12 protein-coding genes, 1 pseudogene and 1 riboswitch are annotated in these 14,083 nt (G+C 55.2%); of the genes and pseudogenes, 4 read left to right on the forward strand and 9 right to left on the reverse strand.

Going from position 1 to position 14,083, the window contains the following annotated elements:
- Positions 1-174: 174 nt before the first annotated feature.
- A complete protein-coding gene (murI, locus tag DDT56_RS11400; RefSeq protein WP_136166576.1) occupies positions 175-1,032 on the reverse strand; it encodes a glutamate racemase in 858 nt (285 codons plus the stop codon).
- Positions 977-2,851 carry a TonB-dependent vitamin B12 receptor BtuB gene (gene btuB / locus DDT56_RS11405; protein ID WP_136166577.1) on the reverse strand — a complete coding sequence of 625 codons (1,875 nt, stop codon included), beginning with the start codon at positions 2,849-2,851 and terminating at the stop codon, positions 977-979. The genes murI and btuB overlap by 56 nt, the downstream gene beginning before the upstream one ends.
- A gap of 69 nt (positions 2,852-2,920) precedes the next feature.
- Positions 2,921-3,155, reverse strand: a riboswitch (cobalamin riboswitch).
- Between the two features lie 132 nt (positions 3,156-3,287).
- Here btuB and trmA point away from each other — a divergent pair.
- Positions 3,288-4,391 carry a tRNA (uridine(54)-C5)-methyltransferase TrmA gene (trmA, locus tag DDT56_RS11410; protein ID WP_136166578.1) on the forward strand — a complete coding sequence of 368 codons (1,104 nt, stop codon included), beginning with the start codon at positions 3,288-3,290 and terminating at the stop codon, positions 4,389-4,391.
- 16 nt (positions 4,392-4,407) lie between these two features.
- Here trmA and DDT56_RS11415 read toward each other — a convergent pair whose 3' ends face one another.
- Together DDT56_RS11415 and fabR are read right to left on the reverse strand one after the other, a co-directional pair.
- Positions 4,408-4,788 carry a YijD family membrane protein gene (locus DDT56_RS11415; RefSeq protein WP_136166579.1) on the reverse strand — a complete coding sequence of 127 codons (381 nt, stop codon included), beginning with the start codon at positions 4,786-4,788 and terminating at the stop codon, positions 4,408-4,410.
- Positions 4,789-4,823: 35 nt separating this feature from the next.
- Positions 4,824-5,456, reverse strand: coding sequence for an HTH-type transcriptional repressor FabR (gene fabR, locus DDT56_RS11420; protein ID WP_168197613.1), 633 nt, complete (start codon positions 5,454-5,456; stop codon positions 4,824-4,826).
- Positions 5,457-5,646: 190 nt separating this feature from the next.
- Between fabR and sthA the strand changes: the two genes are divergently transcribed.
- A complete protein-coding gene (gene sthA / locus DDT56_RS11425) occupies positions 5,647-7,053 on the forward strand; it encodes a Si-specific NAD(P)(+) transhydrogenase (RefSeq protein ID WP_136166581.1) in 1,407 nt (468 codons plus the stop codon).
- Here sthA and oxyR read toward each other — a convergent pair.
- The gene (gene oxyR, locus DDT56_RS11430) at positions 7,036-7,953 is read right to left on the reverse strand and encodes a DNA-binding transcriptional regulator OxyR (RefSeq protein WP_136166582.1); all 918 of its coding nucleotides are present in this window, start codon (positions 7,951-7,953) and stop codon (positions 7,036-7,038) included. The two genes, sthA and oxyR, sit on opposite strands and share 18 nt — an antisense overlap.
- A 180-nt stretch (positions 7,954-8,133) precedes the next feature.
- Here oxyR and DDT56_RS24795 point away from each other — a divergent pair.
- Positions 8,134-8,315: pseudogene (locus DDT56_RS24795) on the forward strand (glutathione peroxidase); the annotation flags it as partial.
- Between the two features lie 121 nt (positions 8,316-8,436).
- Here the strand turns inward: DDT56_RS24795 and metF are convergent.
- From metF to metB, 3 genes are all read right to left on the reverse strand, one after another.
- Positions 8,437-9,330 (reverse strand): methylenetetrahydrofolate reductase, encoded by an 894-nt coding sequence (gene metF / locus DDT56_RS11440; RefSeq protein ID WP_136166583.1) that lies wholly within the window; start codon positions 9,328-9,330, stop codon positions 8,437-8,439.
- Positions 9,331-9,559: 229 nt separating this feature from the next.
- Positions 9,560-11,995, reverse strand: a complete 2,436-nt coding sequence (locus DDT56_RS11445) for a bifunctional aspartate kinase/homoserine dehydrogenase II (protein ID WP_136166584.1) — start codon at positions 11,993-11,995, stop codon at positions 9,560-9,562.
- A 2-nt stretch (positions 11,996-11,997) separates the two neighbouring features.
- Positions 11,998-13,158: a cystathionine gamma-synthase gene (gene metB / locus DDT56_RS11450; protein ID WP_136166585.1), complete on the reverse strand. Its 1,161-nt coding sequence runs from the start codon at positions 13,156-13,158 to the stop codon at positions 11,998-12,000.
- A 186-nt stretch (positions 13,159-13,344) separates the two neighbouring features.
- On the opposite strand from metB, the gene metJ reads away from it, so the two are divergent.
- Positions 13,345-13,662, forward strand: coding sequence for a met regulon transcriptional regulator MetJ (gene metJ, locus DDT56_RS11455; RefSeq protein ID WP_136166586.1), 318 nt, complete (start codon positions 13,345-13,347; stop codon positions 13,660-13,662).
- 105 nt (positions 13,663-13,767) lie between these two features.
- Here the strand turns inward: metJ and rpmE are convergent, their stop codons facing one another.
- Positions 13,768-13,983 (reverse strand): 50S ribosomal protein L31, encoded by a 216-nt coding sequence (rpmE, locus tag DDT56_RS11460; protein WP_009114838.1) that lies wholly within the window; start codon positions 13,981-13,983, stop codon positions 13,768-13,770.
- Positions 13,984-14,083: the final 100 nt, after the last annotated feature.

Below are 14,083 nucleotides of genomic sequence, written 5' to 3' on the forward strand. Positions count from 1 at the left end.
GTTATGCAATTCCGCTGTGAAGTCAAGTGATTATTGCCTGGCTTCCTACCGTCATCGCAACCGCGTTGCCGCCGTTGCCCTGTCAGTGGAGGCGCATTATAGGGAGTTCTCAGCGGCTTACAAGGGCTAAATGCAAAAAAATAATCAAGCGCCTACTATTTACCCACAACCACGTTAAAGCGGTAGTTTTTCCAGCGAATAGAAGCCATAGCGCTGTAACACCGGCCAGAGCGTGGCAACTTTCGGCGTAATCGCCAGGCAATAAACCAGATTCTTTTCCGTTGAAAGGTGCGTCGCTTCAAAATTGGCCACCAGCCATGCCGTTCTTCTGGCAATGGCCGAACCCGAATCCACCAGCCGGGTGCCATCCGGCAACGCCAGACGCAGTTCCTGCGCTAATAAAGGAAAATGGGTACACCCCAGCACCACCGTGTCCGGCGGTTCCGCTAGCCGCAGCCATGGCCGCAAGATTTTTTGCAGATCTTCGGTCGCGATGGTTTCTCCCTGCAGCTTTGCCTCGGCCAGTGCAACCAGTTCAGCTGAGCCGAGTGATAATATCCGGCAATCATTCGCAAAACGGGCAATCAGTTCATGGGTATAGGAACGCTGCACGGTGGCGCGGGTTGCCAGCAGGCCGACAACGCCGTTACGCGTTAGCTTCGCCGCCGGTTTAATTGCCGGCACCACCCCTACCACCGGAAAAGTGAAACGTTCACGCAGGGCTGGAAGGGAAATGGTGCTTGCGGTGTTGCAGGCAATCACCACCAGCGACAGCTGGTGCTGCTGCTGAATAGCGCCAACAATCTTGACGACGCGTTCGATAATAAACTGCTGCGGTTTCTCGCCGTAGGGAAAAGCCTCGTTATCAAATGCGTAGATATAGTGGAGATCCGGCAATAGCTGCCGGATCTCATCATAAACAGACAGCCCGCCCACGCCGGAGTCAAACACCAGAACCGTGGGACGGGATGGCAGGTCAGAAGGTATAGCTTCCGGTGAGATAGTATTCTCGCCCTGCCGTACGGTAGCCATATGCCGTCTCGTAATCTTTATCAAACAGGTTGGCGATTCTACCACGAACCGTTAGCTGAGAGGTGACGGGATATGAGGCGGCGAGATCGACGGTGCTATAGCTAGGCAGGCGGCGAGTGTTCTGCGCATTATCGAAGCGTTTTCCTACATACTGATAGCTGAGATCGAAATCGACGTCATACAACGTCCAATCGAGTTGATATTTAGCCTGCTGTTTAGCACGACGAGCCAATATTTTGTCATCTTCATCACTGCGAGCATCAAGATAGCCTAAAGTAATTTGATGATTCAAAATGCCGGTATCAAATGATCCCGTCCATTCAAGGCCTTTCATTGTCGCTGCTTTAACATTGTAATACGTGCCTGTATTCGTAGCAGAGGCATATTCATAATTGATCAGATTATCAATTTTGTTGATGTAAGCGGACAAACGCCAATTCAACGGTCCTGTCACCCCCTCAAACCCGGCCTCCCACTGTTTTGATTCTTCTGGTTTCAGATTTTCATTCGAGTCGATGTCAAAGCGTTTCTGTCCGTATAATTGACCCAATGTTGGCGCCTGAAATCCCGTACCGTAGGAAAGTGTGACGCGATAATCAGGTACAAATTCCCACCCAGCGGCTACCTGCCATGTTCCATGATTTCCAAACTGCTCGTCATCATCTACACGAGCCGATCCTTCTAATGTCACCGCGCCATACTGCTGCTGTGCGGTGATATAAGCTCCGGTATTGTCTTGCTTGTAGCCGTTCGCTTCTCGGGTTCCTGTATTAAAACTCACACCTTCGGATATCAGCTTTTGCCGTTTCCAATCAATACCCGCGCTGACCGTCCCCTGGGCGATGGCAAAAGTATTTCCCCATTGCAGATTACGCTGCTCCATGTCGTCCAGAGAATGAGCCGCGCCATAGCGCCCTTGGGTGCTGACATAGTTAAGCATGCTGTATTTTTGGTAGCTGGCGATCAATTGAGAGGCGTAAATTCCCTGCGAGAAACGTAAGCCGGTGCTGTAGGTATGATTATAAATTTGTTGCTTATCACTACTTCCTGGGCCTCCCGCGTCATAATCATTATTCGCTCCATAGCCATAGCCGCGTAAGAACCCTGAGAAACGCTCATCAAATTTATGTTCAACACCCGCCCAAAACGCTTTATTTCGCCAACCGTCTCTATCCCTATCACCGCTATAAGTGGAATTGGGCTGGACATTGAAACCTTTAGTGTCCTGATAGGCACCGGCCAACGTGACTTTTGTATTATCCGCTATCGTATGGCGGACACTGCCGCCGTATTCCTGATAGTGATTTGAACCCACGCCAGCATGCAGATTGGCGCTGTCACTATCAGTCTGCGTAATGATGTTAATCACACCGCCAATTGCATCCGCACCATATACGGCAGAACGAGGCCCGCGAATAAATTCAATGCGCTGTACGAGGGAGATCGGTATCTGGTTGAAATCAACATCGCCTGTAATGCCAGGTTTTGCAACAGGGACACCATCAATCAGAACCAGAGTATGACGCGCTTCTGAACCGCGGATAAACATTGACGCACTTTGTCCCAGTCCCCCATTCTGCGCGATATCCACGCCCGGCAACCGACGCATGGCTTCTAATACATTTTTCGCCTGCCAACGATCTATATCGTCACGGGTAACGATATCGATTGGCGCGAGAACGGAGGAAACAGGTTGCGGGAACCGGTTCGCCGTAACGACCAGTTCTTCGGCATTCTCTTGCGGTGAATTATTGTCTTGCGCCCAGGCGGAAAAAGCTGTGACAGAGAGCGCCGTCAGCAGCATGGTTTTATTAAACATGAGTCGAGCATCCAAACCATATATAAGGATGCCGCATTACCATGATGAATAGCACGCGATGATCATGGTCGTTGCGACGTTATACCGGCAGGTCTTCGGGCTTGGGGCCGTTGTTACTTTTATTCTCGACAGCTATTCGTAACAGCTTGTTCGTAACAACAAAGGACGATGACTTCCCATCATGAATGACAGTGTCTGCATATATGCTATCGCCCGGACCACCCTTACCGCTGCGCGTCAGCTCCAGATTTGCACTGGATTCCCTTTTAACTCATGCTGCGAGGCCGGACAATCATGCTACGATCGCCTTACGCAGATGTCTAGACTGCCATTTTCATTGCCGGGCGATCGCGCGACAAAACTGGACATCCCGGCCGGATTCCCTACAATTCCCGGCCAATAAAGTCCTTTTAGATGCCGTTCAGACGAGAAAACCATGACACCAGAATGCCTGCCCATTGATCGGTACGACGATCAACTCGCCCAAAAAACAGAACGCCTGCGCGGGATGATGGCGCCGTTCGGGGCGCCGGAGCCAGTGGTTTTCCGCTCGCCCGTTCAGCATTACCGCATGCGCGCCGAGTTTCGTATCTGGCACGACGGTGACGATATCTATCACATCATGTTTGATCAGCAGACCAAACAGCGTATTCGCGTCGATAGCTTTCCCGCGGCCAGTGAACTGATAAACCGGCTGATGCCGGCATTGATCGAGGCGCTGCGCCCCAATCCTGTCCTGCGGCGCAAGCTGTTCCAGATTGACTACCTGTCGACGCTGAGCGGCGAGGCGGTGGTTTCCCTACTCTATCACCGTCCGCTGGATGAAGAGTGGCGGCGGCATGCCGTCGCCCTGCGCGATGCGTTGCGCGCGCAGGGGTTTGCGCTGCAGCTGATTGGCCGGGCGACCAAAACCAAGATTTGCCTGGAGCGGGATTACGTGGATGAACGCCTGCCCGTCGCCGGGCGCGAGATGATTTACCGTCAGGTTGAAAACAGCTTCACCCAGCCCAACGCGGCGGTGAATATCCATATGCTGGAGTGGGCGCTGGACGCCACGCAAGATTCAACAGGGGATTTGCTGGAACTGTACTGCGGCAACGGCAACTTCTCACTGGCGCTGGCGCGCAATTTTGATCGCGTGCTGGCGACCGAAATCGCCAAGCCCTCGGTGGCGGCCGCGCAGTACAACATTGCGGCCAATCATATTGATAACGTACAGATTATTCGTATGGCGGCGGAAGAGTTTACCCAGGCCATCAACGGCGTACGTCAATTCAAGCGCTTACAGGGCATCGATCTGACGGGCTATCGCTGCGAAACCATTTTCGTCGATCCCCCGCGCAGCGGGCTGGACGAGGAAACGGTCAGGCTGGTGCAGGCTTATCCAAGCATTCTCTATATTTCCTGCAACCCGGAAACGCTGTGTCATAATCTGCAAACGCTGACGGAAACGCATCACATCAGCCGGTTGGCGCTGTTTGACCAGTTTCCCTACACCCATCATATGGAGTGCGGCGTGCTGCTGGAGCGGCGTCAGTAGCCCGCGCCACTGCGCCTTATGCCTCGGGAGTATCGCTCTCTTTGACGGATTTTCGGGCCTTCAGCTTCAGGCCGATCCAGAATACCAATGCCACGCAGAGAATCGAGGGCACGAAGTTTGAGCCGATGGCGGGGTACTCGACGCGGACAATGGCGCTGTAAAGCAGCAATCCCAGCAGAAAACAGGCCGCCGCCAGCAGAGGCGTGCCCTCGGACATGCTGTGATTCATATAGCGCTGGTGCAGGCAACAGACGGATAAAATCAGCGCAAGCAGAGGGAATATCGAAAAGGGGACGATGGCGCTAAACAACGCGGCGAATGAGCCGTTAACCGACAGGCCCGCGGCCAGCGCCAGAAGCAACGTACCTTTTTCCCGATGATAGGATTGTTCTGTCATGCTTTTCTCTTCTCATACCTGTATATATCTAAAATTCACGCTGCGCCCGAGCGGTTGTCCTGCTCTTTGCGATACCAGTAATAGGCGCCTTTGGAAATCATGCGCAGTTGCAATACCAGGCGCTCTTCCAGCTGTCTTCGCTGTTCCGGTCCGACATCCAGCGCTTCCGCCCCGGCACTGAAAACGATGGTCACCATCGCTTCCGACTGCGCTTCCGCAAAACTGCGCGGGATATGATTTTCGACCTCCAGATAATCCGCCAGTTCGGCGATAAAATGCTGAATCTCACGCGCGACCGCCGCACGGAAAGCCGCGGAAGTGCCTGAGCGCTCACGTAATAACAATCTGAAAGCATTCGGGTTATTGCCAATAAATTCCATAAAGGTCGAGACAGAGGTTTTTATTACGCTGCCGCTTTTGGCAATCCGCTGCCGCGCCTGGCGCATCAGTTGGCGCAACATTAGCCCGCTTTCATCCACCATCGTCAGCCCCAGTTCATCCACATCACGGAAGTGGCGGTAGAAAGATGTCGGCGCGATACCGGCTTCACGGGCGACTTCACGTAAACTCAGGCTGGCAAAACTACGCTCGGCGCTTAACTGGCTGAACGCCGCCTCAATAAGGGAACGACGCGTCCGTTCTTTTTGTTGTGCTCTGACACCCATTATCCTGCCCAAATCATCTGCTCTCCTTTCCAGAAAGGCACTATAGCAAACTTTATTGTCAACATAGCGGGACAAAGTTTGCCATATTAAAAATGTGATAATAGGTTTCCACAATAAATATCAGGGTGATTGGGATCCCGCACAGGCGATGTTACAATCACGTTATCATTTTGTACAAACAGGTTATCCGATTATGACCCTACAACAGCAATTCGATTATGATGCCATCGTTATCGGTTCCGGCCCGGGGGGCGAAGGCGCCGCCATGGGATTGTCCAAGCAGGGCGCCAAAATAGCGGTGATTGAACGGCACTATAATGTCGGCGGCGGCTGCACCCATTGGGGAACCATCCCTTCCAAAGCGCTGCGCCATGCCGTCAGCCGTATTATTGAATTTAACCAGAACCCGCTCTACAGCGATAACGCCCGCATTATCAGTTCCTCCTTTTCCGATATCCTGCGCCACGCCGACAGCGTAATCGGCCAGCAAACCCAGATGCGTCAGGGGTTTTATGAACGTAACCAGTGCGCGTTGTTCTCCGGCGAGGCCCGGTTTATCGATGCCCATACCCTTGCGGTGCATTATCCGGACAATACCCACGACACGCTGACCGCAGCCAATATCATTATTGCCAGCGGCTCGCGCCCCTACCACCCCGCAGCGGTCGACTTTGACCACCCCCGCATCTACGACAGCGACTCCATCCTGCAACTCGACCACGAACCCAGACATGTGATTATCTACGGCGCCGGGGTGATTGGCTGCGAGTACGCGTCCATTTTTCGCGGCCTTAACGTCAAGGTTGATCTGATCAATACCCGCGATCGCCTGCTGGCCTTCCTCGATCAGGAGATGTCGGACGCCCTGTCCTACCACTTCTGGAATAACGGCGTGGTGATCCGCCATAACGAGGAGTTTGAAAGCATCGAGGGGGTGGAAGACGGCGTTATCGTCAACCTCAAGTCCGGTAAAAAGATGAAGGCTGACTGTCTGCTGTACGCCAACGGCCGCACCGGCAACACCGAAACGCTCGGTCTGGAACAGATCGGCCTGAGTACCGACAGCCGCGGACAACTTAACGTCAACAGCCTGTATCAGACCGGGCTGGCGCATATTTACGCCGTCGGCGACGTTATCGGCTACCCCAGTCTGGCTTCCGCGGCTTACGACCAGGGCCGCCTCGCCGCACAGGCCATCATCAAAGGCGATGCCAACGCTCATCTGATCGAAGATATTCCCACCGGAATTTATACCATTCCTGAAATCAGCTCCGTGGGAAAAACCGAGCAGCAGCTCACGGCAATGAAAGTCCCCTATGAAGTGGGCCGGGCGCAGTTCAAACATCTGGCGCGCGCGCAGATTGTCGGCATGAACGTGGGAAGCCTGAAGCTCTTATTCCACCGCGAGACGAAACAGATTCTGGGCATTCACTGTTTCGGCGAGCGCGCGGCGGAGATTATTCATATCGGACAGGCGATTATGGAACAGAAAGGTGAAGGTAATACTATCGAATACTTCATTAATACCACCTTCAATTACCCGACCATGGCGGAAGCCTACCGGGTTGCCGCGCTAAATGGGTTAAACCGCCTGTTCTGAGGCGGTATCCATATAGATTTGCATATGTTCGCGGATGGTATCGGCCAGTTGCTCATAGCGCCCGCGCAGCGGCGAGCCGGGGCGGTAAATCAGAGCGATGGTGCGCTTCGGCTCCGGTTTGTAGCAGGGCAGATAGCAGACGCCGTCGCGCTCGCGTTCATGGGGCACCGCCAGCGCCGGCAATAACGTGATGCCGCTGCCCGCCGCCACCATATTGCGCAGCGTTTCCAGGCTGGTGGCGCGAAAATGCGTGTCCTCGTCCGCTCCGGCCTGAAAACAGAACCCCAGCGCCTGATCGCGCAGGCAGTGTCCGTCTTCCAGCATCAGCAATTTCTCGCCGGATAGGTCGGCCATCGCCACCCGCTCGCGGTTGGCCCAGGGGTGCCCCTGATAAATCGCCAGTTTCATCGGTTCGTCAAACAAGGGGACTTCGATAAAGGCTTCAGACTCTTTCACCAACGCCAAGATGGCGCAATCCAGCTTGCCGCTGTCCAACTGCGCCAACAGCTGATGGGTTTGTGCTTCATGCAGATACATTTCAAGCTTGGGGAAGGTGCGGTGCAGCATGGGAATGATTTGCGGCAGCAGGTAAGGCCCCACCGTCGGGATCAGACCGATATGCAGCGGCCCTGACATGGTTTCCCCCTGCTGGCTGGCCATCTCTTTCAAGACCTTGACTTCACGTAATACGGTGCGCGCCTGTTCAACCAGCAATAAACCCGCCTGCGTAAACAGCACCTTTCTACTGGTCCGCTCCAGCAGCATAACGCCTAATTCATCTTCCAGCTTACGAATTTGTCCACTGAGCGTTGGCTGACTAACGTGGCAAGAATCCGCGGCGCGCCGGAAATGACGATGTTCTGCCAACGCCACCAGATACTCCAGATCCCGAATATTCATTTATTATTCTCCTTATTGTGATAGCAAGTGACGATAGATAGAATAACAACGATAGGAATTTGCTATCAATAGCTAAAATGAATAATATATCCCACCGTGCGTATCTATTTATTTCTACCTAAGTAAAACAACATCTTTACTATTAATAGGTCGAGTCCATGTTTATCAGCCCGCGCTTTCAGCCACCTGTCACGCTATAACGAGTTAACGGGCGTATTCAAGCAATTTGGCGTTGATAGCATTTTGTGTCTCCCGGCTAACGACATATTTGTGATGAATGCCGGAAAGCAGATCAATACGCAGACAATATCGTATTCCTCCGCTGGGGGAATAGAGAATTCGCCAATATGCTGATGAAAAAACCCGGCGTTGAATGCCGCAGAAACAGAGGGCGGTTTTATCCGGCGATTTAATGGGAGAGACGGCGAACCTTGAGCGATAAGATCGAGAACCCCGCGGCGGCGGGGTTTCAGGCTGCGGCGATCAGGCTACGGCAGGGCGCACGCCCAGAGTATGGCAAATCGCGTAGCTCAGTTCAGCACGGTTTAGGGTGTAGAAGTGGAAGTCTTTTACCCCTTCGCGACTGAGGATTTTCACCATATCCATGGCAATGGCGGCGCCGACCATTTTGCGCGTCTCGGGATCGTTATCCAGGCCGTCGAACATCGCCGTCATCCAGTTCGGCACGCGAACATTGGTCATGGTGGCGAAACGCTGTAATTGCCTGAAATTGGAAACCGGCAGAATGCCGGGAACGATCTCGACGTCAATACCGGTTGAAACACAGCGATCGCGAAAACGCAGATAGCTTTCCACGTCAAAAAAGAACTGGGTGATCGCCCGGTTGGCGCCGGCGTCAATTTTACGCTTCAGATTGATCAGGTCAGCCTGGGCGCTTTTCGCTTCCGGATGCACTTCAGGATAGGCGGCGACGGAAATATCAAAGTCGCCGACTTCTTTTAACAGGGAGACCAGATCGGCCGCATACATATCGGGTTTACCGCCGCCGGCCGGCAAATCCCCGCGCAGCGCGACGATATGACGAATCCCGCTCCGCCAGTAATCCTGGGCGATTTCGCGCAGATGGTCGCGGGAAGCATCGATACAGGTAAGATGGGGAGCCGCTTCCAGTCCGGTGCGTTCTTTAATCGTCTTGATGATGCTGTGAGTGCGATCGCGCTCACCTGAATTCGCCCCGTAGGTAACGGAAACGAACTTCGGTTTGAGACTGCTCAGACGGTCGATGGAGTTCCACAGCGTTTCTTCCATCTCACTGGTGCGCGGTGGGAAAAATTCAAATGAAACATTAATCTGTCCCTGCAATTCCGCCAGGCTTTGATTCAGCGCTTCCCGCTGATTTGCGTGAAAAAAACTCATCCTGCTACCCCATCAACCGTTGCTATTATTATCATTCGTAAACGTCTATACGTTTAGACGTCTATATAAAAAATGACGCAATCCGCCTGATGAGTCAACGTTTTTAACCGCCGGAGGCGGTGATGATTACTCATGTAACATGAAAGAAATTCATGATGCGGCAAAACGTAGCGGGCGGGCGACGGCGCAACGGTGCCGAAACACGCGTTGCCGACCGTCATCATTCACGTTAAAGCAGTTGCGCCAGACGATTTAAATCCGACTGGATGGCCCCGGCTGTCACATCCCGTCCGGCTCCCGGACCGCGGATCACCAGCGGGTTATCCCGATACCAGCGGCTTTCGATGGCAAACACATTATCGCACGGCAATAATGACGCCAGCGGGTGATCGGGCCGGACGGCCTCAACGCCGACGCGCGCCTTGCCGTTGCTGTCAAAACGGGCGACGTGCCGCAGCACCAGCCCCATCTCCTGAGCGGCTTCCAGCCGTTGCAGCATCTGCTCGTTCAGCGGCTCGCCGTTCTCAAAGAATTGATCGACGGAACCTTGTTCACAGCCCGCCGGCACCAGCGATTCAACGCGCACCTGGCTTGGTTCGATTTCATACCCGGCCTCGCGAGCCAGGATCACCAGCTTGCGCATCACGTCCTGCCCGGACAGATCAACGCGCGGATCCGGCTCCGTCAGCCCTTGCTGACAGGCCTGATCCACCAGCTCGGTAAACGGGACCGTACCGTCGAACTGCAGGAACAGCCACGACAGCGTACCGGAGAAAATGCCGCTGATGGACAGAATAGCGTCGCCGCTTTCCCGCAGATCCCGCACGGCGAAGTTCACCGGCAAACCGGCGCCGACGGTGGCGTTGTATAACCAGTGGCGGCCCGTTTTGGCGAAGGCGTCGCGGATCTGGCGATAGTTATTGCCGCCGGAAGCCCCCGCCAGCTTGTTGGCGCTGATCACATGAAAACCGTAGCTGGCGAAATCAAGATACAAATCAGCGACCGATTCGCTGGCGGTCACATCCAGCACCACCAAATCATCAAACGGGTGGGCGCGCATCCACAGGAACAGATCTTCGCCGTCACGCTCCTGCGCTTCATCGTCGAAAAAGGCCAACGCCCTGCTGGCGTCCAGACCGTCGTAATTCAGCAGACTTCGGGTGCTGTCCACCACCCCGGCGAGAACAAACTCAAAGCCGGTGCGGGCGGAAATATTCGTTTGCTCGCGGGCAAACAGCTCCAGCCAGCGCGAACCGATATTCCCTTTGCCGAACAGCACCAGGCCGATGCGTTTTTCGGCGCGGAACAGCGAGTGATGCAACCCGCGGATCAGGTGCTCCGTCGGCCCGACGCGCAACACCGCCACCAGGCTGATGTCATCTTCGGACTGCCAGATAAACTCTGTCGGCTGATCTTTCAGCTGTTGGTAGAAACGGTGGCTGTGTAGCGGGTTCTTGCAGACGCCGGCCCCCACCATCGCCACCAGCACCAGATCTTCGCGCATGGTCAACTGCACGGGCAAAGCGGCCTGGTTGAGTAATTTCCAGGCGCTGTCCACCACCTCGGAGGTGTAGCACAGCTGCAGCAGATTGCGATCGTGATGAACGCCGGTCGCCAGCGGTTTTATCTGCGCGCGATTCAGCAATTGCTCGATCTCTTTCTGCAGCAGCGGGAAGTCGTGTTCCGGCGGCACCTGAACGTCGATCAGACAGACGTCGTCGTGGCTGGTGACGATTTTGGCGCCGGTGCCGGACGCCAGCACGCGCTCAATACGCGTAGAACCCTGTTCCGGCTGATAACTGCAGCGCAGTTGCAGATCGATATCACTGCCGGATACCGGCTGCAAGGTACGGGTATGCAGCACCGGCGCGGCGAGGCGCGCCAGTTCGCTGGCTTCATCCAGCCGTAACAGCGGCAGCAGGCAGGCATCTTTGACTTTGCGCGGGTCGGCGCTATACACCCCGGCGACGTCGCTCCAGATGGTCACGCGTTCAACGCCCGCCAAGGCGCCGATCTGGGTGGCGGAATAGTCGCTGCCGTTGCGCCCCAGCAGCACCGATTCGCCCGCCTCGTTGCGGCAGATAAACCCGGTGACCACCAGACGCTGCCCGGCATGCTGCGCCAGACACTGTTGCAGCAGCGGCCAGGAGCGGCCCTCGTCCACCTGGGGCTGCGCCGCCCGCTCGGCGCGCAGAAAGTCGCGCGCATCCAGCCAGGAAGATTGCATATCCAGCTGGTTAAGCAGCGCGGACATCAGACGGGCCGACCAGATCTCGCCGTGGCCGACGACTTCGGCATACACGGCATCGGTGATATCGCCATCCAGCAGCGCGGCCAACCGTTCCAGATCGCGGATAAACTGGGTGGTCAGCGGCTCGGCCGCGTCAGGAGGCAACAGCCCGGCAATCAGATCGCTTTGATAGCGACGCAGCGCCTGCTGAACCTGATGCGCGGAAAGCCGATCGCTTTGGCTCAGCTTTAACCAGCTGATGAGCTGGTTAGTGGTGCCGCCGGCGGCGGAAACCACCATCAAATCGCCGGGGTGGCTGTGCTCGGCCATAATACCGGCAACGCGCTGGTAACACTTCACGTCGGCCAGACTGCTGCCGCCAAACTTATGCAGTTGCCGGCCGGTTAAGGTTCCCGCTACTCCTGATGCACTCATTCTTACCTCTTCGCTGCGGCCTGAAATGCGCGATCCAGATCGGCAACCAGATCGTCGCCATCTTCAATACCGGTTGAAATACGCAGTAATGTTTCAGAAATCCCGGCGGCGGCGCGCGCTTCCGGCGCCATACCGGCATGCGTCATCGTCGCCGCATGGGAAATCAGGCTTTCCACTCCGCCCAGCGACTCCGCCAGGGTAAAGAACTCCAGCGACGCCAGGAAGCGGCGCAGGGTATCTTCATCGCCGTCCAGTTCAAAACTGAGCATGGCGCCGAATCCGGATTGCTGGCGGCGCGCAATCTCATGGCCGGGATTCTGCGGCAGTGAAGGGTGATATAATTTTTTCACCAGCGGCTGTTGCTGTAAATACTCCACCAACTGTAGCGCATTTTTCTGCGCCGCGGCCATACGCGGAGACAGGGTGCGCAGACCGCGCAGCAGCAGATAGCTGTCAAACGCGCCGCCGGTGACGCCAATATTGTTCGCCCACCAGGCCAGCTCCGTCGCCGTTTCCTTATCGCGGGCAATCACCGCTCCGGCGACTACGTCGGAATGGCCGTTCAGGTACTTGGTGCAGGAGTGCACCACCAGATCCGCGCCCAGCGCCAGCGGTTGCTGCAAGGCGGGGCTCAGGAAGGTGTTATCCACCACGCTGACGGCCCCCGCCGCTCGCGCCGCCTGGCAAATGGCCGCGATATCCACCACCCGCAGCAGAGGATTGCTGGGGCTTTCCACCAGCACCAGTTTAGGTTTCTCTTCCAGCGCCGCGTTGAGCGCCGCTTCATCCCCCTGGTCGACAAACCTGACGCGAAAGGCGCCGCGTTTGTTCAGGCTGTCGAACAGGCGGTAGCTGCCGCCGTAGCAATCATGCGGCGCGACCAGCAGATCGCCGGGGCGCAGAAAGACCGTGCACACCAGCATAATGGCCGACATGCCGCTGCTGGTCATCACCGCGTCCGCACCGCCTTCCAGTTCGGCCAGCGCGCGCTGAACGACATCGCGGGTAGGGTTGCCCCGGCGGGAGTAGTCGTGCGCTCTTGGCTGATTGAATCCGGTAAAGTTATATGTACTGGAAAGATGAATGGGGGGGACAACGCAGCCGTATTGCTCGTCATTATTTAATCCGCTGCGCACTGCGATGGTAGCCTGTTTACGCGTCATCTGCTCTTTTCCTGGCTGGAAGCTGAAAGTAGGAACTAAAGAGTAAACCCAGTTGAGTTAGCCGTCAATACATCTAGACTTCTAAACTTCTTTGCGTATAGATTGAGCATCAGCATAATAACCGCTAGAATTGTGCTATTTCATGACAGATCCTGTCTTCATCACGATTAATTTTTAAGGTATCCCATGGCTGAGTGGAACGGCGAGTATGTCAGCCCTTACGCTGAACACGGTAAAAAAAGCGAACAGGTAAAAAAAATTACTGTCTCTATTCCGCTGAAAGTATTGAAGATACTGACTGACGAGCGGACCCGGCGTCAGGTTAATAACCTGCGTCACGCAACCAACAGCGAACTGCTGTGCGAGGCTTTTTTGCACGCCTTCACCGGCCAGCCGCTGCCGAACGATAAGGATCTTCGTAAAGAACGCAGCGACGAAATTCCGGAAGCGGCCAAAATCATCATGCGGGAGATGGGGATCGACCCGGATACCTGGGAATATTGATGGTCAGGCGGGAAGGTGTTATGAGACGTTGAATGGTATCGGCGGGTGATAACCAACAAAGGCACCCTGAGGTGCCTTTGTTGTCTTACAGCTGACCGGTAACGCTTATTTTTTGCTGCCCGGTACGCTGAAACGCTTGTTGAAGCGATCGACACGACCACCCGTTGCAACATCACGCTGCTTACCGGTGTAGAACGGGTGGCATTCGCCACAGACGTCCAGGTTCAGGTCGTGACCCACGGTAGAATGGGTTTTGATGACGTTACCGCAAGAGCACGTTGCCGTAACTTCTGCATAATTCGGGTGAATACCTTTTTTCATGGGAAACCTCTGTTAAGGCCGTGTCGCTATCCAGCCCTGTTCCGCCAGACACCACACGAAAGTTGAGTAAGAAGTTGAGTCAATCAACCATTATACCACG

Source organism: Brenneria corticis, from assembly GCF_003115855.1.
In the GTDB taxonomy this organism is placed as follows: Bacteria; Pseudomonadota; Gammaproteobacteria; order Enterobacterales; family Enterobacteriaceae; genus Brenneria; species Brenneria corticis.